Below are 17,595 nucleotides of genomic sequence, written 5' to 3'. Positions count from 1 at the left end.
CTGCAAAGTAGAGAAAACCTTGCAGCTATACAATATTGTGGTAGAGGAAGAAGCCTTAGGCTTCGATCTTTCCGCTTGCTATCTTTTGCTTGTAAACAGCCTTCAGCACTTCACCCCTGCGTTTTACAGAAGGCTTGGTGAACGACTGTCTTTCACGCAACTGCAACAAGATCTTGGCTTTTTCGAATTTCTTTTTGTATTTCTTCAGAGCCTTGTCTATGTTTTCGCAGTCTTTTGAATCGATAATTAGCATGCGTTATACCTCCTTTTGCTTTTTTTGGAAACGCAAATATAGCCGCAATTTTCGCTCCAATCCAAAACAAAATGTAAAAACCCCGAATTTTACCGCATGTTTACCGGAATTATCGAGAGCCTTGGCGACGTGAAAGAACTGTACGAAAGCGGCACCAACAAGACGTTTTGGATCGAATCTCCCCTCTCCCATTCGTTTACCATTGACCAGAGCGTGGCGCACGACGGCGTATGCCTGACGGTAGAAGAAGTCCGGGAAAATCGCCACCGGGTGACGGCCGTTTTGGAAACCCTGGAAAAATCCGCCCTGCAACAGTGGGCCATCGGGAAATCCGTCAACTTAGAGCAAAGCCTGCTGCCTTCAAAACGCCTGGACGGGCATTTTGTACAGGGCCATGTCGACACGACCGGTAACTGCGAAAAAATCAAAGACCGCAACGGCAGCCATGAGTTCACCTTTAGCTTCCCCAAAAAATTTGCGCCGCTGGTGATTGAAAAAGGCTCTATCAGCCTGAACGGCATCAGCCTGACCATTTTTGATGTGAAAAAAAATTCGTTCAAAGTAGCCATCATCCCTTACACGTTCGAACATACCAACCTGCGGTCTCTCAGGGAGGGCGACAGTGTGAACCTGGAATTTGACATGATTGGAAAGTATATTGTGCGCAATGCAGGCTTTATCCACTAAATCGTATTACCCCGGTCTTGATGCTCTCCGTGGGATTGCCGTCTTAAGCGTTATCTTCTCCCATTTTTATATCACTAACGCCAACTGGGAATGGGGCTGGATGGGCGTTGACCTGTTTTTTGTGATTTCAGGGTTTCTCATCACAACTATCTTACTGCGTACCGACAAGAATAAATCATCCTTTTTCAGAAATTTTTATATTAGGCGTGCCCTGCGCATTCTTCCTCTTTGCCTGGCACTTTTGTCCGTCTTTTTTTTGGTAGTCTGCGTTTTTGACCTGCACAATCGCTTGGTTTTTTATAAAGAAAACTGGTTTTACTATTTTCTTTTTTTAGAAAACTGGCTCTTTGTTTTTAAAAGGCTCCCGCAGGAATATTATTTAAATCACCTATGGTCGTTGGCAGTTGAAGAGCAGTTCTACCTATTCTTCCCCATCCTTGTTTATTTCGTTTCAAGAAAAAAACTGACACGCCTCATCCTGTTCTTGCTACCGGTGGTATTTTGTTTACGAACCCTACTCTGGCACCAGTATCCGGACCAATTTGCGGTCTATTACTGCAATACATTTACACGGATCGACAGCATTCTTTTCGGAGCGCTTTTAGGCTGTGGGTACCGAATTCGAAAAGCACCCGCCCTGCTTTTGCTGGTCACCAGCCTGGGAGTCCTATTTGCCGGCATCCTGACTTTTCGTTCTGCCTCGATGAAAACGCCTTTCATGGCCACCATTGGTTATAGCCTGATTGCCCTGGTTGCCTATCTTTTCCTTTTGTTTTTTACACAAAGCGATACCTCTTTATCTCTTTTGAGAAATAACCGAATCCTAAATTTCATCGGTAAAATCTCCTACGGAGTTTATTTGCTTCATTTGCCCATCAATCTGGTTACGGTTTCACTTTGTGCAAAGTTTTTTGGTGCAGCTTCTTCCTCACCAGTGGTGGTGGCCTCAAGCCTTTTGTTAACACTTCTCATTAGCACAATTAGTTTTTACACGCTGGAGCGATATTTCCTCCATCTCAAAAAATATTTTCCAAACCAGCCAGCAAAACCACCTGCCCTTCCATCTTTGTTGCAACAACAACGTTAAGATGCAGGTCAGGCCACATCCTTTCCATTATCTTTATCCGTTGAGGACTAATTATGTACAGTGCTAAAAACTATATTAACAGGGGTTCTACATTTCTAAACAACAAAATTTTCCCCTCCCGGAAAAGGTTGTCGACCCTCATGTTTTATGGAACCGACTTATGCGACTCCGCCTGCCAGCACTGCCTGATTTGGACGAAACGGCCTGTCAAATTCCTGCCGCTTGAAAAAATTATTGAGGTGATGCAGAGCCGCTGTGTAACCAGGCATACCATGGTGGGACTGGAAGGCGGCGAGTTCCTGTTGCATCCCAATGCGATGGATATTCTGAGTTGGTTTTCCAAACACCATCCCAACTACGACCTGCTAACCAATGGCCTGAAGCCCGAAAATGTTTCGGAAGCCCTTGCTAAATTCACCCCGCAACGCTTGTTTATCTCCCTGGATGGCCCGAAGGAAACATACCAGTCTATGCGTGGTAAAGACGGATATGATGGGATCATCCGGATCATTGAGAAACACCACAAACAAGTGCCCATCAGCGCCATGTTCACGTTATCGCCTTACAACGATTTTAACGACCTGGAACACGTAGCACAGGTTTGCAAAAAATACCAGGTCGACCTGCGTATTGGCGTATACAACAACATTTCTTTTTTTGATACGCTTGCAAATGCCCGTGCCAGCGAAATAGGATCATTAAAAAACAGTGAATCGCTAACCTATAAAACAGCAAAGCATCTCACGGAGAGTCGCCAGCAACCGGAACATGCAGAACACCAGCTTATCAGCATCAAAGATCACCTGCCGCCAACCATTCGTGAATTTGCCGAGAACTATGATTTTTTATTGCTGTTCGACGAGTGGCGAAGAGGCAACTTACGGCTAAACTGCCACAGCATTTTAGACAGCCTGGTTGTATTACCGAACGGCGATGTGCCGATCTGCCAGCACCTGGATGTCATGCTGGGAAACGTATTCGCAGACTCACTTGATACAATTTTCAATGCCCCGGCCTCCGTTGAAAAGCAGGCGCATTACGAAAAGAATTGCAATGCCTGCTGGATCAACTTTCACCGGAAATACGATGTCATCCTTTACCGAAATTTCGAAAAGTATTTTGGCCGTTTTGTAACCACGAAACTACTCGGCTATTATTGGTGGGAGGCTGAAAAAAAGAAAACATACCGTCAACTGATCAATGCATAAAAAAACCCAAACCGTCTTAATCATTGGAGGCACCTCTGGTCTGGGCCGAAGACTTGCCGAATTATATGCTGCAGAAGGAAACCAGGTTGGCATTATCGGCAGGAGAAAACATTTGCTGGAAGAAATTGCCGAAAAAACGTCAATCAAATCATTCCCGCTTGACATTGCCGAAACGGAGAGTGCGTCCAATCTGCAACACATCATTACTGAGATGGGCGGGATTGATATGCTGATCATAGCGGCTTCTATTGTCGAATTCAACCCTGCTCTCCTTTTTGAAACCGAACAGCAGACGATCCAGGTGAACGTATTGGGCTTTGCGGCAGCAATGAATGCCGGCTACCAGTATTTTTTGGAAAAAGGCGCTGGTCACCTGGTTGCCATAACATCAATTGCTGCGGCAAGGGGTAATAAAACGGCCCCGGCCTATAACGCCAGCAAAGCGTTTCAATCTTCTTATACGGAGGGAGTACGCTTGAAACTACGCGAACAGAACAAAAAAATTGCAGTCACTGAAATCATCCCCGGCTATATCGACACCCAAATGGCCAAGGGCGATCGCCTGTTTTGGATGGCAAGCCTTCAGAAAGCGGCAATACAAACAAAAAGAGCCATCGCACAAAAAAAAGAAAGAGCATTTATTAGCAAACGCTGGATCATTGTTTATAAAATTTACCGGTTTCTTCCATCCTTTTTCTATACGGCTCTCATCAATTCGCGGATCAAATTGCAGCAGAAATCCTGATCGATGCCTTGTAGCTCCACCGCCATACGCCAAACATCTTAGAGAAGATTGAATTGTTCTCCTGTATTATTGTACCGGAAGCAACTTGGCCTTATTCCAATAAAAAAGTTTTTCAAACGAAGACCGGCTGTACCGGACGGTGTCGAAAGTAACAGGCTCCACTACGGTAATGAGCGAGTCTGTCAAATCGGTATTGGGTTGTAGAAAAAAGCCATTTGTTTTCTTTTGGGGCGAAAGGGTTTCATGAACCTGGCTGGCCTCTTCAGATGTCATCACGCGAAGAATTGCAACACCTGCCGTATCGATATGATTCAGTAGCAAAGCTTGCTGAAAGCCTACCCGAAAAACGAAAGCACCTTTATACTCGTCAGGAATATCAAGCAATCCAACGGAGGAATAGTGTTTGCGAATCTGTCCTATCTCCCCCAGCAATTGCTTTGTCAGTTTACCTGCTGTCTGCCAATGCATATTACCGATAAAAAGAAATACCAAAAAGTATATTGACAAACCAGCAATAACGGTTAACCGGACAAAACGGTCTTTTACCAGAGAAATCAAAAAAGCCAGCCATAACATCAAAAAAAACGAGGTAAAATAAACAATTCGATCACCTTCTGATGTATGCGTGCTAAGCCCGAACATGAATGGGATAATTGCGGATACAAGAACGGCCAAAATCAATTTACCAAAAAGAAGCCGGCAATCCCGGGCCGAACGAAGGACCCGGTACGATGTATAAATGAGGCCCCCTGCGATAAAAACAAAAAGCACTGAGAGAAGAGCAGAGTGGCCGGAAGGCGGCAGGAAAAGCCGCCCGGTTACTTTGAACGCGTTGACAAGATAGCCTCCAACACTGGGTGTAAATATTTTTTGACCATACTGCCCCGCAAAAGTATCTGCCAGTGAAACCCTGACGATTATGTGCAAGACCAATGTGCTTGCCATAGCTGCGGCCAAGGGGAGATAAGACCGCAGCGGCCTGGTAGGCTCATAAAGTAAAATGAGAATGATTAACGGCAGCGGAAAAATGGTTTCATAACTGGCAAGGCCGATAAAATAGAACAAACAAACCAGGAAGGTCCGCCAAGGCGCCCGAATTCGCGAGAACGCCGTAAGCAAGGACAAAAAACCAAAAAAATTCGACAGGCTGGACGCCCGGCCGACAACCCAGACAACAGACTCGACATGGAATGGATAAATCAAAAACAAAAAGGAAGCCGTCCATGCGATGAACTTGCGCTTAGCAGGGGGAAATAATTCAGAAACCAGGCAAAGTTTGTACAACACAAAACAGCTTGCCGCATGGACCAAAAGGTTAAAGACGTTGTAAACGGGTGCGTACAAGCCGCCAATCAACGAACAGAGGTAGATCGACAAATCAGATAAGGGCCGAAAAAAACCCTTTAGCAAAAGTTGCTTTTGTATGACAACACGGTAGATCACTTCGTAATCGTCGGATAGAAATGGCTTAAAAATCGTTGGCCAAAACAGCAGGACGCAAAGAAGAAAAAACACACCAAGTATCAGACTATCCGATAAAAATGATTTGCGCATAGCATATCCAGTTTATAGCCTCCACGTTTCAAACCGACGTTGAACATTCGCCGGAAGCGGCTACAATTACGACGGACCTCACAGAAGATCGATTTTTGAAAAAAGTGAAAAATACAGCATTCCTGCGGAGAGCAGATTTGTCCGAAAAAAAATGCTCCCTGCTTTTACAGGGAGCATTTTCCGGTTTGTTATCGCATCAGGTACATTTTACCATATCCCTTATTGAAATACTTATCTGTATTGTCATCAGCTTGCCGGTACTTGTCCAGAGACTTTCCATTCTGGTTGGTCGTCACCCGGTAGAGGTAAACACCATTTGCCAGCTTTTGGCCAAACTGATCGGTACCATTCCATTTGTATTCGGTAATATTTCGGCCAATATGGATCGGCCCCAATTCTTCCTTCGTGATCTCGCGAACGATTTTGCCTGTCACGGTTAAGATTTGAATCTTAATATTCTGCGGCACCTCGGCCCCTGTGAGTGTAAAGACAAATGCCGTAGACGTGGTGAACGGGTTCGGATAGTTCAGCATATTAGAAATCATCGGCTTGTTCAATATCTGGAAAGACACCCTGTACGACATTGTTCCGGCTGCGTTGCTACTCATATCTTTTCCGGTAACAATCAGTTCGTAATCGCCATCCTCCGCAAAATAAGGCCGTAGCCGTATGGTCGCTGTATTTGACGCATTGGGTGCTCCTGTTGCCGGCTCAAATACCAGTGTATCCGAATTATAGCGATAAGTTCTGAGAGACCCGTTGGGAAAACGAACTTGCACTGTGGCAACCGACGTGTCGTTCAGCAGCATCCATTTGGCTTCGTCTTTCAGTTTGATCAAAATATCCGGCTTGGCCGATACAATGTCCCGGTTTAAGATGTGAAGATTATCGAACGTCACGTCAAGCAATGGATTCAGTGTATCACCCCGAACATAAAAGTTGCGGTAAGCAAAATTGTTGAAATGAAACTGTTCCGGCTGCGCATGGTTTGGATTGACGTCGAGGAACAGGGTATTGTTTCCAACAAGAGCGTTTGTTGCAATTGTATAATGCACATGCAACGTGTCGTTGGCAACCAGTCTGCGGAATGCAGGCACAGTCATTCGATGTTGTACATTATTTCTGTCTGTAACGACGAAGGCTGCAGTCAGGCTATCGGCAAATGGCGAATCGGTGATGTTCTTAAATGCGACCTGCAAATCCAACGGCTCACCCACATCCACGGTGTCCTTCACTTTCAAATAAAGGTTGGGTGCCAATGCCCCTTCGGGAACCGGGTCAAACGTTAGCCGCCAAAAACTTAGTTGGTGAGGTGTAAAGTTGACGCTATCCATGTTACGAAGCACCAGTTGCAAATTGGGATAGATGGACGCATCAATAGTTGAAATATCGAAACTATGCTGTGTTTGATCAATTCCACGAACAAGGGTATCAACCGTACCATTTAACCGGATGCCGACAATATTGATTGTTGGTTGATCCGTATTGACCGCTTCCACACTTTTCCCATCCCACGTTAACTGCTTCCACGTTTTAGCGGGCCCGAAAACTGGCGAAATCGTATAGCCTACAGAGTCGGGTGATTTTACATAGACAACATGGTTAAGTACATCATACGCACCCTCGGAAAACAAAGAAGTTGGGGTAAAGCCGCCGCCCTTTTTGTACACGAACGAGAATGCTCGGGGTCTGTAAAACGAATCCAGGTCAGAAAATCCAACTGCTTTTAATTTTGAATACAGGGAATTTCCTGCACCGTTTATGGTTTCGTCGTTCTTCCAGTCGCTGACAAAACCGCCGGCCTGTGAAGTATTCATAATATTCCGCACAACGACAATTGAGCCGGCAGGAATCGAATCCATAAAGTCCATGATTTTTTTGCGGCTGGCAGCGGTCATGTAACTGTACTCGTAATTCCATTCACGGCCGGGCAGGCAGGGAAGAGCACTTCCATACTGGCCCGTTGTATTTGTTGCCGGCTTGAATGTATTTGGGTTAAAGACATTGAAAATAAGCGAGTAGCCAACACAGGCACTCCGGATGTATCTTAATCCGTTCACACTGACCGTCAAATCTCCTTCCTGCAAGGTTGCTGTACCATACAAACCGTTCCGCATCGCCAGACTGTTCAGCACAGAATCATAGCGCCAGGTACGGGACGTGGAGTCAAGATACAACCCGATTTCTCCTGATTTGGCATGCTGATAATAATGCGATTGGTTGTAACCGTTGCTGGAATTACCAATGTAGACAAACGAAGCATTGTTCCAGTTTTGTACAGTTCCGTTTGCAGCAACCACTCCTACCCGCCAGTAATAAACCGTGTTGTTGGTGAAACTAATTCCAGGTGAAAATTCCAGCAGGCCGCCGCTTGAGGTAATAGATGCAGATCCTTTCAGTGACGAATTGAATTTTTCTGTCGTATCAATCTCCATACGGTATTGTTTCAAATTCCCGAATGGATTGGCGGTTGAGGCTTTCAAGGTCACATTTTGTTTGTTCAAAATTGTAAACTCCTGCGGGTAAATCGGCCTTGCCTCCTCTTCAAAAATAAATAGGTCGCGGGAAGTCGAGTTGTTGGTTTCAAACAATTCATCAACCGCATTATCGGCGTCGACCGTTACGGAAATTTTATTATTTCCCTTGTCGCGAATCGGATCGATTGGGACAGCAAAACTCAAAGAGTCGGAATAGCGAATACCTTTGATCGTGTCACGGTGAATGATCTCGATTGAACCATTGGGATACTGGCGTTTCACTTCTATCGCAATTGGCTTGTTGATCGCTTTACCCAGGTTCACCATTTTAATCTTCACCTTGAATGACTGGTCAGCGACAGAGACAAAATTGGGCGAGACGGATACCATATCCTCCGTTACCGCATAATCCGGTTTTGCCTGCTGGTTCAGGGTTACAGCCGGGTCGCCGTTCAGCACTGTTTCCTCGGCATTGCAGCGGGCAAAAAAGTCTTCGGTGGTGGTAAACGAATAAACGTCATTGATAGTTTTCTTCATCAGCTCACCCATACTTTTACCGTAAAGCGGGCCGGTAATGCTGGCATAAGCACGGGAGTTATAGATATCGAGATAATGCACTACGCCAAAATGCGTGGAGGCCAAAAAGTTGATGGATCCTCTATCCGGCGCCATCACATATTTGTCCGATAAATAGGTGCGGGACGAAAAGCGGCCTTCGTTGTAATCGAAGGTATTGCCGGCGTTACAACCCAGGGCCCAGAACATCGGGTACTTACCCTGGTTGTTGTAGTTTGCGGGGTCATCGAGGTTGAACTCTAGCGTCGTTGCCGAGGAGTGCCCGTAATAGGTAATCAGGCTGACACCTTCATTGATCAACCTTGTCAGGTCCGCATCGCTCAACTGCTCTACCAGGCTGGTCGACGATTTGCGAAAGGTGGTCACCTTGCCACCCCAAAGCGTGTCTTCCACTTTACGGCGGTAGTTTTCCAGGTACTGGAATAAAATATCATCCAGCACATCATCGCCGGCACCAATAATATGGGCCACATTTTTCATCCAGGCTTTGTCGCTGACGGAAGGCGACAAGGTGCGCTGGGCCCCTTCGTACTCCTTGATCTTTTTTAAATAGGTAGAGACTTCTGCCGGTGTAATAGCTGTCAGCCTTCCAACGGGAACCAGTGGTTTTGACGTGCTCAGGTCTGCACCCAGCAGCATGTCCGACGCTGGGTAGCCAAAGGTGGGCACCAGGTTGAGTTTTTCAAGGTTATCCCTGACGTTTTGCCGCGAATCGCTTTCCAGGGTCCGTTGATGAAGATAGTGAACGCCGCGTCCGATGATGAACACGAACCGCGGCTCAACCGGGTATTTGCTGCGGGTGTACAGAATAAAATTCCGGATAGCGGCTGGATTCTTTTTAATGCCGAAACCGAATTGATCGGCCAACTGGTCTTCCAAATAAATTTTAGCAGTGAAGCCCCCGCCTTCGGCGGAAGTTCGGTAAGCCCGGTATTCTTCCACCGGGTTGGATCCGTTGGCACCGTCGAAGAGCAAGGGATTGGAAATGATCAGGTAATCGCCCCGTGTTGCGGCTGTATTGTAGTTGATGAAATTGCGCACCTGCAGGCTGTTTATCGCAACCGCATTGGCTGGCACCTGGCTTGCCAGCACCAGTTTTCGCGGCGTCGCAGACGGCTGCAAGACCACTTTCACCAGTGAGCCGGAAAGTTCGGCGCTGTATCGCTGCCCATTGGTCAGATCGTACAGTACCGGGGCAACGCCACCATGATTAAAATTGCTGATCTCCAGATAGGTCCCGTTGCTGGCCGGGAGTGCGAACTCAAAATTGGCGGCCCCGCCAAAATTAAACTGCCGCGGATAGGTAATCTCCAGCTTGTGAACAACCATGCGGTCAACCGGGCAGGACGAAGAGCCGCAGTTGTCCGTGACATTGCTGATGACAGCGGATGCCGAACCGGAACTAAGCAGGTTTGTGCTGAACGATCCCTGGTCCACGGCCTCGTTCATATAAGGCAGCAGGTTGCCCAGTACCGAATCGCCATTGACCGTGATCTTATACCGGCGGGTATTATAGGCATTGCCGGTTAATGCAGCATTAATTGTTGCAGCCGGTCCGCCCGTTGCCGGGTACAGGTTCGAAAAATTTTCCGTCAGTGTACTGTTGCGCTGGATGTCGGCAGATGTCCAGCCCTCGCCTTTGTCGTAAGACGAAGATATCAGGTGGTCATGTCCAACAACGTAGTACAAGCCAGGATTGATCTGGTCACGGTAATATTTTGCTGCCGTATAAAGAAACCAGGGTTCAGCCGGCAAGGTGTTGCCGCTTACGTCGCTGGCTGTCGGCTGCAGGCGAAGGTTGGCACCGCCTGTATTCAGCGTAAGAAAATAGGCAGCCGTATCGGTGAGCAAACTCCATTTGTTGCTGTATTGAAATGCCGTATCGCGATACAGTTCGCGGTCGGGCTTACCGTCGTTCATTTCTCCCCAAAACTCAATGTAATCGGTCGCATCGAAGCTGCCGCTTGGTTTTGTCGTATACACCGGCACTTCTTTCCCATTGCGCCATAATTGGAATTGTTCGGCAGTAGCGGTACCCAGGCCCGCAGCCGAAAGGGTCGCTGCCGAAATCCGGTACAAGCCGTTTTTACCAACCTTGAATTTGTAATAGGTTTTGGTATAGTCAATCCATTCGTTGTTGAACTTTTGTTGCGCTGTGGCCGCAAAAGCCCAGATCAACAGCAGGCCCAAAAAAATTTTTCTCATCGCAATGTTATTTTAGTACGGAGGGGTAGGCTACTTTTTTTTCTTGTTGTTAACCAGGTCAAACTGGATGGAAAACACATGGGTATAAAGCGGGTTCGACTGGTTGGCCAGGTTGGTGAACGCATAGTCGATCCGCACGTTTTGCAGGCGGAAACCGGCGCCGGCGCTCGGCTGGTAAATCCACACTTTCTTCTTGTTCAGCGTGTCGCCATCCGAAAGGGCCTGTTGGAAATTGTTGATGCCGCCACGCAGGTAGAGCGAGTTACTGATATTCAGCTCGGCACCGAATTTCGGATCGATGCTGATCGGCTCACCGCTCAGGAGCGTATTGCGTTCACCGTCGAACGTAAAATCAAAATTGGCTTCTGCCAGGAGGCTGACTTTGTTCGAAAAACGGAAGTTGCGTGCCGCTCCAAGGATCAGCCGTGGGGCGGTAATCTCGGTCGACTTTACCGGGATATCGTTGTTGGTCAGGTAAAGCGCTTCCTTTTCCTTTTCGGTAAAGGAGAACGACCAGGCATTGAACGTGGATGTCACATCGCGGGCTGCGACCCCGATGCGCCAGTTGCCGGTTATGACCTGCAGGCCCGCATCCAGCCCAAATCCCCAGGCTTTGGCAAAATGCCCGACACTGCGGTGAACGACTTTGGCGTTGATGCCGAAGTTGACTTTCTTGTTATCGGTTTCTTCCAGCGTTTGTGCCAGCGATAAAAGAAAGGCGTAATCAGCCGACGAAAAGGCCTGGATATTATTGTAATTGATCGAACCGTCGGGTTCTACCAGGAACAGCGTGTTCATGATGTCGTCCACGGCAAAGCGAAGAGCTGTCAGGCCCAGTGTCCGCCTGTTACCCGACATGGGCAGTGCCAGGCTGGCATAATCGTATTTGCCTATTCCGGCAAAATATTCGGCGTGCATCAGGTTCACATTGCCATGGTCTTTGACGTTGGCCAGGCCAGCCGGGTTCCAGTAACCGGCCGTGCCGTCGGTAACTGAAGCCACCTGCGAACTTCCCATTGCCAGGCCACGGGCACCGGCACCGATGTTCAAGAATTCGTTGGAATATTTTCGGAATTGCGCATGGGAGGAAGAAAAAAAGAGCCCGGAAAGGGCAAGCGCAAGGAGCTTGTTTTTCATCACAGTGATTTTCGGATAAGCGATAGCATGACTGAAACGTCTATTCATGGATATTGGCTGCGTGAACAAATATAATCTCCGAAATTGATATTCACAGTGGAGACAGCCTTTTCAGGCATTGTCGCGACAAAAACACCTGCATATTTCAACCCGCCTGCCTACATTTGCGACCTGTTTTCTTAACACTTCACCGCCCGAAGCGGCCCGTTCACCGTCCGGTAGATACAGCGGTAAAAGGCCGGCGGCGAAGGGCAAATTTTAACAAAATGAACCTCATAGAAGAACTCCGCTGGCGTGGCCTCATCCAGGACATCATGCCGGGCACCGAAGAACAGTTGAACAAAGAGATCACCTCCGGCTATATCGGCTTTGACCCTACAGCCGATTCGCTGCATATCGGCAGCCTTGTCCCCATCTTGTTGCTCGTGCACCTGCAGCGGGCCGGTCACAAACCGTTTGCCCTGGTCGGCGGCGCCACCGGCATGGTTGGCGACCCGAGCGGGAAAACCGCCGAGCGCAATTTGCTGAGCGAAGACGTGTTGCAAAAGAATGTGGAAGGAATCAAAAACCAGTTGATGAAGTTCCTGGATTTTACTCCCGGTCCTACGGCCGCCGAAATGGTGAACAACTACGACTGGTTCCGCGACATGAGCTTCCTGCATTTTATCCGCGACGTGGGCAAACACATCACGGTGAACTACATGATGAGCAAGGAAAGCGTTCGCAAGCGCATCGACAGCGAAACGGGAATTTCCTTTACCGAGTTCACCTACCAATTGATCCAGGGTTACGATTTTTACTGGCTCTACCAAAACAAAGGCTGTAAACTGCAAATGGGCGGTAGCGACCAGTGGGGCAACATCACGACCGGGACGGAATTGGTCCGCCGCAAAGCCGGTGGCGAAGCCTTTGCCTTTACCTGCCCGCTGCTGACCAAAAGCGATGGCGGCAAGTTTGGCAAATCGGAAGGCGGGAATGTGTGGCTGGATGCGGAAAAAACGACGCCCTACCAGTTCTACCAGTTCTGGCTGAACGCAGCCGACGCCGATGCCGAAAAATGGATCCGGATCTTCACGTTTATCCCGAAGCAGGAAATTGAAGACCTCGTGCACGAACACAACCAGGATGCCTCGAAACGAATCCTGCAAAAACGCCTGGCACAGGAGATCACGGTTTTTGTACACGGCGAAGAAGAATACAGCAAAGCAGTTGAAACCACGCAAAAGCTTTTTTCGCAGCAAAACGCACCGGCCGAAAGCCTGAGCGTGGACGATCTGGAAGGCATGGAAGGTGTGGTGAAGGTGCACTATTCCATGGGCAATTTGCAAGGGGGCGTGAACGTGGTTGACATGTTGACACAAACTGCTATTTTTCCCAGCAAAGGCGAAGCAAGAAAAATGATCCAGAACGGCGGCGTGAGCATCAACCGCAAAAAGATCAGCGACGTCCAGTTTCATGTCGACAGCAGCAACCTGCTCCACGGCAAATACATTTTATTGCAGAAAGGAAAGAAAAACTACTACCTGCTCGTCGCCCAGTGATGTTGCGGTTCCACCCGATTTTACCCCGCTCTTCCAGGCGGGGTTTTTTATTGCCTGTGATTCATCCCTATCACATCAAAGCGTTTGCATAGCTGTTTTTGCGATGACAGGTGCCGGATGACAGCGGAAAGAACAGCCATCTTTTGACTTCATACAATTGTTGCAATTGGATGGCTGCCCGGTATCAAATTTCTTCACCGGTAACGGTTGGCAGCGCATCATTTCCGGCTCTTTTTTCCTTCATGTAAAAAACCACGACGCCGGCCAGCGCCATGCAGGTGCCCCAGATCGCGAACATTTTGGTGGAAACAAACAGGGCCAGCCAGATCAGGATGGAAACCACGACCGGCAAGGGATACAACCACATTTTAAAGGGCAGGTCCTTTACGCCTCTTTTCTTTCGCAACCGGATCACCCCAATTGCCTGCGCAATGAACTGTACCAGGATGCGCATGGCCAGGATGGCGCTGATGACCTGCTTGAGCGAAAAAAGAAACGAAAACAAAATGGCCAGTCCGGAAATGAAAAGCAGGGAAATGTGCGGGAAGTTTTTGGTGGGGTGAAGCCTTGCAAAAACGGGAAAAAAATTGCCGTCCCTCGCGGCCGCAAAGGGCACCCGCGAATAGCCCAGCAGCACGGCAAACAGCGAAGAAAAGGCCACCAGTAAAACCAGTGCCGTCGCCACGTTGGCCGCCGTGGGGCCAAACGCCTTTTCCATGAATACCGAGATGACGAAATCCACGTGCTGCGCTTCCTGCCAGGGAACGACACTGACGATGCTGATGTTCATGCCAATGTATAGGACTGCAATACTCACAATGGAAAAAAAGATGCTGCGGGGAATGTTTCGCTCGGGCCGAACGATCTCGCTTCCGAGGTGACAAACATTGTAATAACCCAGGTAACTGTAAACGGTTTTCTGTGCGGCAAACGAAAGCGGCAGCAGGAAGGCGGCACTAAAAATTTCGGTTTCACCGGATGGAGTTAGCGGCAAAGAAAATTGCGGCGAATGCCGCAGCAGCCCGCCAGCTATGATCCATGCCATCGTTCCCAGCACACTGACCCAAAGAAAAAGCGAGAGGCGGCCTACCGATTCGATCTTCCGGTAAAGCAGGAAAGTGACAAAAAGGATAACGCCGACCGAAACGGCTTTTTGCTGCCACGGTTCAATGGAAGGGAGCAGGTATTTGGCGTAAGTGGCAAAACCAATTGACCCGGAAGCCAGCACCATCGGTGCCTGGATAGCCGTTTGCCACACAAACAAAAAACTCGCAAGCCGCCCCCATTTTGGCCCGTAGGCAATGCGTAAAAAATTGTAACTGCCACCGGCCAGCGGGTAAGCTGCACCCAGTTCGCTCCATATCATGCCATCGATTAGGGCCAGCAGGGCACCGGCGATCCAGGCCCAGAGAAAAAGCGGCGAGTTGAATTCGCGTATCACCAGCGGCAAGACCACAAATGGACCAATGCCCACCATGTCAATCATGTTGATCGCGGTCGCCTGCAACAGCGTCAGTCGTCGTTTCAGCAATTCCATCCCTTCGTGTAACAACTAAATTTTGGCAAAGTTGGTAATGCCGCGAACCAGTTCATCCAGTTGCGACGTAGTGGTGTAAACATTGGGCGTAATGCGGACACCGCTGATATTTTCCCAAACAATCGAAGTTGTATGGATGCGGTGGTTAGCAAACAGATAACTATCCAGCTCGGATGGCTTTTTACCCTCTACCGATACCAGCCCGATGGCGCCGCTCCAACGCGGATGGAGCGGTGTGTGCAGCTTTACACCCGGCAGGTCCTTTACCTTTTCCATCCAGTAATTTTTCAGGTAGTGCAGGCGCTTCTGCTTTCGTTCGCTTCCGATCATTTGGTGAAATTCGATCGCCTTGCCGATGGCCTGCTCGATGAAAAAAGGCCGTGTTCCCAGGTGCTCAAATTTGCGGATGTCTTCTTTCAGCGGTACATCGGAGGCGAACAGCGGGTAAATGTTTTTGATCTTTTCGCGTTTCACAAAAAGCAGCCCGCTGCCGATGGGTGCATAGAGCCATTTGTGCAGGCTTGTGGCAAAATAGTCGGCACCGAGATCGGGTATTTTAAACTCCAGATGGGCAAAACTGTGTGCCCCATCCACGAGCACGTCGATGCCACGCCTGTGTGCTTCGTCGGCAATTTTCCGCACGGGCAATACCTGCCCGTTCCAGTTGATGATGTGCGTGATGTTGACAGCTTTGGTCCTGGAGGAAAAAGCCTTTACGTACTGGCTCACCAGGTAATCCTCGTCTTCGGAGGGCAATTCCAGGTTTACCCAGACGATTTTGATTCCGTCGCGTTGTTCGCGTTGCTTCCAGGCATTGACAACGTTGGGATAATCCTGCTTGGCCGCCACGACTTCGTCGCCGGCCTTCAACGGCAAACCGAAAATAACGGTCTCCAAACCTTCGGATGCGTTTCGGTTGACGGCAATTTCCTCGGTACTGCAGCCGGCAAGCTTTGCCAGGTTGGTGCGGAGCGTTTCCCTCCCCTGGTCGAGGATGCGCCACATGTAGTAGCTCGGCGCCTCGTTGCTGTAGTCGTAAAAACGTTTCATGGCGTCCTGCACGGTTTTGGGTGCCGGCGACACGCCGCCGTTGTTGAAGTTGAGGATGGACGGCGAAACCGTAAATGACTGTTGAATGTAGTACCAGAAATCTTCGTCGCTGGCCAATTCGTCCGGCGACAGGGCCTCCGCTTCCCGCATGGCCTTCTCCAGGTTCCTGCTCCATGATGGCTGAAAAATTGAAGAAACCAAAGCTGAGGCAGAAGCCATTCCTGCTTTTTGCAAAAAATTCCTGCGATTGAAGGGCATGGGTTGAGTTTGCATAAATGTAGGAAGATTGAAGGAGAGAAACGGACACAAACAGGCCGGTAATAACAAATGCCGCTCTCCGGCGGCATTGGATAAAATGAAAATCAAACTGACCCCTAAATATTCTGCTCCGGGCCACTGTCCGCACGGCCAACACCGGGCCTGGAAGACTGCTCCTGGTTGGGTATGTGCCGGTCATCCTGATCCTGGGAACGTTGACGGCCTTCTGTGTCGTGCGACACCTTTGTGTCTTCGTTTCCCTGGATACCAATCGTAACATTCTGCTTTGCCTGCTGACTTTCCTGCAAATTGTTTTTTGCCATAAAATCATTTTTAATGGATAAAAGAATGAGATCGTTGTTCTTCCATCCCCGCAAGAATATTGCCACGTAAAGTGAATAAGCGACCGCAAGCGTTTTGCACCCATATTTGCTTATCATTACACCTGCAAATAAGGAACCGCACACTTTTTGAATATCCTGACCGATGCCGTTTACGTTTTCACACCCTGCTATAGTACTTCCGGCCCATTCCCTCTTGCGAAAACGGGTTTCACTTACCGGGCTTGTTGCCGGCAGTCTTGTTCCAGACTTTGAATATTTTGTCCGTGTCTTTCACAAGAGCCATTACAGCCATACCATCGGGGGCTTGTTTTATGCTGATTTGCCGGCTGGCCTGTTGCTTTGCTTTCTGTTTCACAACCTTGTTCGCGGGCCTTTTTACCTGCATGCGCCGCTCTTTCTTAAACGAAGAATGGCCACGTTCCAATCTTTTAACTGGAACCAGTGGTTTGCTGCAAATTGGCGCATTGTGCTTTTATCAATCCTTGCGGGTGCTGCCTCGCACCTGTTGTGGGACAAACTAACGCATCATTCCGTCCCGATGGTACAGGCTGCGTCGGGGTTTCAAAAGTTCGTAACACCGGAAGAGCGGCACATGACCTATTTTCTTTTCTGGGATCTCAGCTCACTCATCGGCGGCTTTTTCGTTCTTTATGCTATCTGGCAACTGCCGGTCGCAACCGTTGCCAGCCGGGTGAAAAGCCACCGCTATTGGCTATGCTGCTGGGTAGCCGCCTGCAGTTTTTTCTTTGTACAACTACCCTATCTCCGGCGCCCGGTTTTGGACGACCTCGTGATCTCTCTGATCAATGCCTTTCTGCTCGGCATTCTCTTCGCCTCGCTTGTCTTTACGTTTCGCCTTCGCGAAAAACCTAAAACCTCGGCCGGCGTCAAAAAACAAGGGCAGCGTTTCCGCCACCCTTTGTAAATCATTTGCCC

At 48.8% G+C, this 17,595-nt stretch carries 13 protein-coding genes; 6 read left to right on the top strand and 7 right to left on the bottom strand.

The window, feature by feature from the left end:
* Positions 1-55: 55 nt before the first annotated feature.
* Positions 56-253 (bottom strand): 30S ribosomal protein S21, encoded by a 198-nt coding sequence (rpsU, locus tag D6024_RS09975; protein ID WP_121354455.1) that lies wholly within the window; start codon positions 251-253, stop codon positions 56-58.
* 96 nt (positions 254-349) lie between these two features.
* On the opposite strand from rpsU, the gene D6024_RS09970 reads away from it, so the two are divergent.
* Genes D6024_RS09970 through D6024_RS09955 form a run of 4 tightly spaced genes read left to right on the top strand, consistent with a single transcriptional unit; the run spans position 350 to position 3,980 of the window.
* Positions 350-940, top strand: coding sequence for a riboflavin synthase (locus D6024_RS09970; protein WP_121354454.1), 591 nt, complete (start codon positions 350-352; stop codon positions 938-940).
* The gene (locus tag D6024_RS09965) at positions 921-2,027 is read left to right on the top strand and encodes an acyltransferase family protein (RefSeq protein WP_121354453.1); all 1,107 of its coding nucleotides are present in this window, start codon (positions 921-923) and stop codon (positions 2,025-2,027) included. Before D6024_RS09970 ends, D6024_RS09965 begins: the two co-directional genes overlap by 20 nt.
* 53 nt (positions 2,028-2,080) lie before the next feature.
* The gene (locus tag D6024_RS09960; RefSeq protein WP_121354452.1) at positions 2,081-3,235 is read left to right on the top strand and encodes a radical SAM protein; all 1,155 of its coding nucleotides are present in this window, start codon (positions 2,081-2,083) and stop codon (positions 3,233-3,235) included.
* Positions 3,228-3,980, top strand: a complete 753-nt coding sequence (locus D6024_RS09955) for an SDR family NAD(P)-dependent oxidoreductase (protein ID WP_121354451.1) — start codon at positions 3,228-3,230, stop codon at positions 3,978-3,980. Before D6024_RS09960 ends, D6024_RS09955 begins: the two co-directional genes overlap by 8 nt.
* A gap of 66 nt (positions 3,981-4,046) precedes the next feature.
* Here D6024_RS09955 and D6024_RS09950 read toward each other — a convergent pair whose 3' ends face one another.
* From D6024_RS09950 to D6024_RS09940, 3 genes are all read right to left on the bottom strand, one after another.
* A complete protein-coding gene (locus D6024_RS09950) occupies positions 4,047-5,534 on the bottom strand; it encodes a hypothetical protein (protein WP_121354450.1) in 1,488 nt (495 codons plus the stop codon).
* Between the two features lie 188 nt (positions 5,535-5,722).
* Positions 5,723-10,792: a putative type IX secretion system sortase PorU2 gene (gene porU2 / locus D6024_RS09945; protein WP_121354449.1), complete on the bottom strand. Its 5,070-nt coding sequence runs from the start codon at positions 10,790-10,792 to the stop codon at positions 5,723-5,725.
* A 30-nt stretch (positions 10,793-10,822) separates the two neighbouring features.
* Positions 10,823-11,929 carry a putative type IX sorting system protein PorV2 gene (locus D6024_RS09940; protein WP_121354448.1) on the bottom strand — a complete coding sequence of 369 codons (1,107 nt, stop codon included), beginning with the start codon at positions 11,927-11,929 and terminating at the stop codon, positions 10,823-10,825.
* Between the two features lie 266 nt (positions 11,930-12,195).
* On the opposite strand from D6024_RS09940, the gene tyrS reads away from it, so the two are divergent.
* Positions 12,196-13,470, top strand: a complete 1,275-nt coding sequence (tyrS, locus tag D6024_RS09935; protein WP_121354447.1) for a tyrosine--tRNA ligase — start codon at positions 12,196-12,198, stop codon at positions 13,468-13,470.
* 184 nt (positions 13,471-13,654) lie between these two features.
* Here the strand turns inward: tyrS and D6024_RS09930 are convergent, their stop codons facing one another.
* The 3 genes from D6024_RS09930 to D6024_RS26655 form a co-directional block, all read right to left on the bottom strand.
* Positions 13,655-15,007 (bottom strand): APC family permease, encoded by a 1,353-nt coding sequence (locus D6024_RS09930; RefSeq protein WP_121354446.1) that lies wholly within the window; start codon positions 15,005-15,007, stop codon positions 13,655-13,657.
* Positions 15,008-15,022: 15 nt separating this feature from the next.
* The gene (locus D6024_RS09925; protein WP_240410000.1) at positions 15,023-16,276 is read right to left on the bottom strand and encodes an aminotransferase class V-fold PLP-dependent enzyme; all 1,254 of its coding nucleotides are present in this window, start codon (positions 16,274-16,276) and stop codon (positions 15,023-15,025) included.
* A gap of 155 nt (positions 16,277-16,431) precedes the next feature.
* Positions 16,432-16,638 carry a hypothetical protein gene (locus D6024_RS26655; RefSeq protein ID WP_162944679.1) on the bottom strand — a complete coding sequence of 69 codons (207 nt, stop codon included), beginning with the start codon at positions 16,636-16,638 and terminating at the stop codon, positions 16,432-16,434.
* A 163-nt stretch (positions 16,639-16,801) separates the two neighbouring features.
* Here D6024_RS26655 and D6024_RS09915 point away from each other — a divergent pair, with 163 nt between their 5' ends.
* Positions 16,802-17,584 carry a DUF4184 family protein gene (locus D6024_RS09915; protein WP_121354443.1) on the top strand — a complete coding sequence of 261 codons (783 nt, stop codon included), beginning with the start codon at positions 16,802-16,804 and terminating at the stop codon, positions 17,582-17,584.
* The last annotated feature ends 11 nt before the right edge of the window (positions 17,585-17,595 follow it).

The organism is Flavisolibacter nicotianae (assembly GCF_003628535.1).
GTDB classification, from domain to species: Bacteria; Bacteroidota; Bacteroidia; order Chitinophagales; family Chitinophagaceae; genus Flavisolibacter; species Flavisolibacter nicotianae.
This window is presented reverse-complemented; position numbering and strand designations above follow the sequence as displayed.

Coding starts and splice junctions, on each gene's coding strand:
- D6024_RS09925 (WP_240410000.1), bottom strand. CDS start 16,276: ATGGCTTCTGCCTCAGCTTTGGTTTCTTCAATTTTTCAGCCATCATGG.
- D6024_RS09950 (WP_121354450.1), bottom strand. CDS start 5,534: ATGCGCAAATCATTTTTATCGGATAGTCTGATACTTGGTGTGTTTTTT.
- porU2 (WP_121354449.1), bottom strand. CDS start 10,792: ATGAGAAAAATTTTTTTGGGCCTGCTGTTGATCTGGGCTTTTGCGGCC.
- D6024_RS26655 (WP_162944679.1), bottom strand. CDS start 16,638: ATGGCAAAAAACAATTTGCAGGAAAGTCAGCAGGCAAAGCAGAATGTT.
- rpsU (WP_121354455.1), bottom strand. CDS start 253: ATGCTAATTATCGATTCAAAAGACTGCGAAAACATAGACAAGGCTCTG.
- D6024_RS09970 (WP_121354454.1), top strand. CDS start 350: ATGTTTACCGGAATTATCGAGAGCCTTGGCGACGTGAAAGAACTGTAC.
- D6024_RS09965 (WP_121354453.1), top strand. CDS start 921: ATGCAGGCTTTATCCACTAAATCGTATTACCCCGGTCTTGATGCTCTC.
- D6024_RS09930 (WP_121354446.1), bottom strand. CDS start 15,007: ATGGAATTGCTGAAACGACGACTGACGCTGTTGCAGGCGACCGCGATC.
- D6024_RS09960 (WP_121354452.1), top strand. CDS start 2,081: ATGTACAGTGCTAAAAACTATATTAACAGGGGTTCTACATTTCTAAAC.
- D6024_RS09915 (WP_121354443.1), top strand. CDS start 16,802: ATGCCGTTTACGTTTTCACACCCTGCTATAGTACTTCCGGCCCATTCC.
- D6024_RS09955 (WP_121354451.1), top strand. CDS start 3,228: ATGCATAAAAAAACCCAAACCGTCTTAATCATTGGAGGCACCTCTGGT.
- tyrS (WP_121354447.1), top strand. CDS start 12,196: ATGAACCTCATAGAAGAACTCCGCTGGCGTGGCCTCATCCAGGACATC.
- D6024_RS09940 (WP_121354448.1), bottom strand. CDS start 11,929: ATGAAAAACAAGCTCCTTGCGCTTGCCCTTTCCGGGCTCTTTTTTTCT.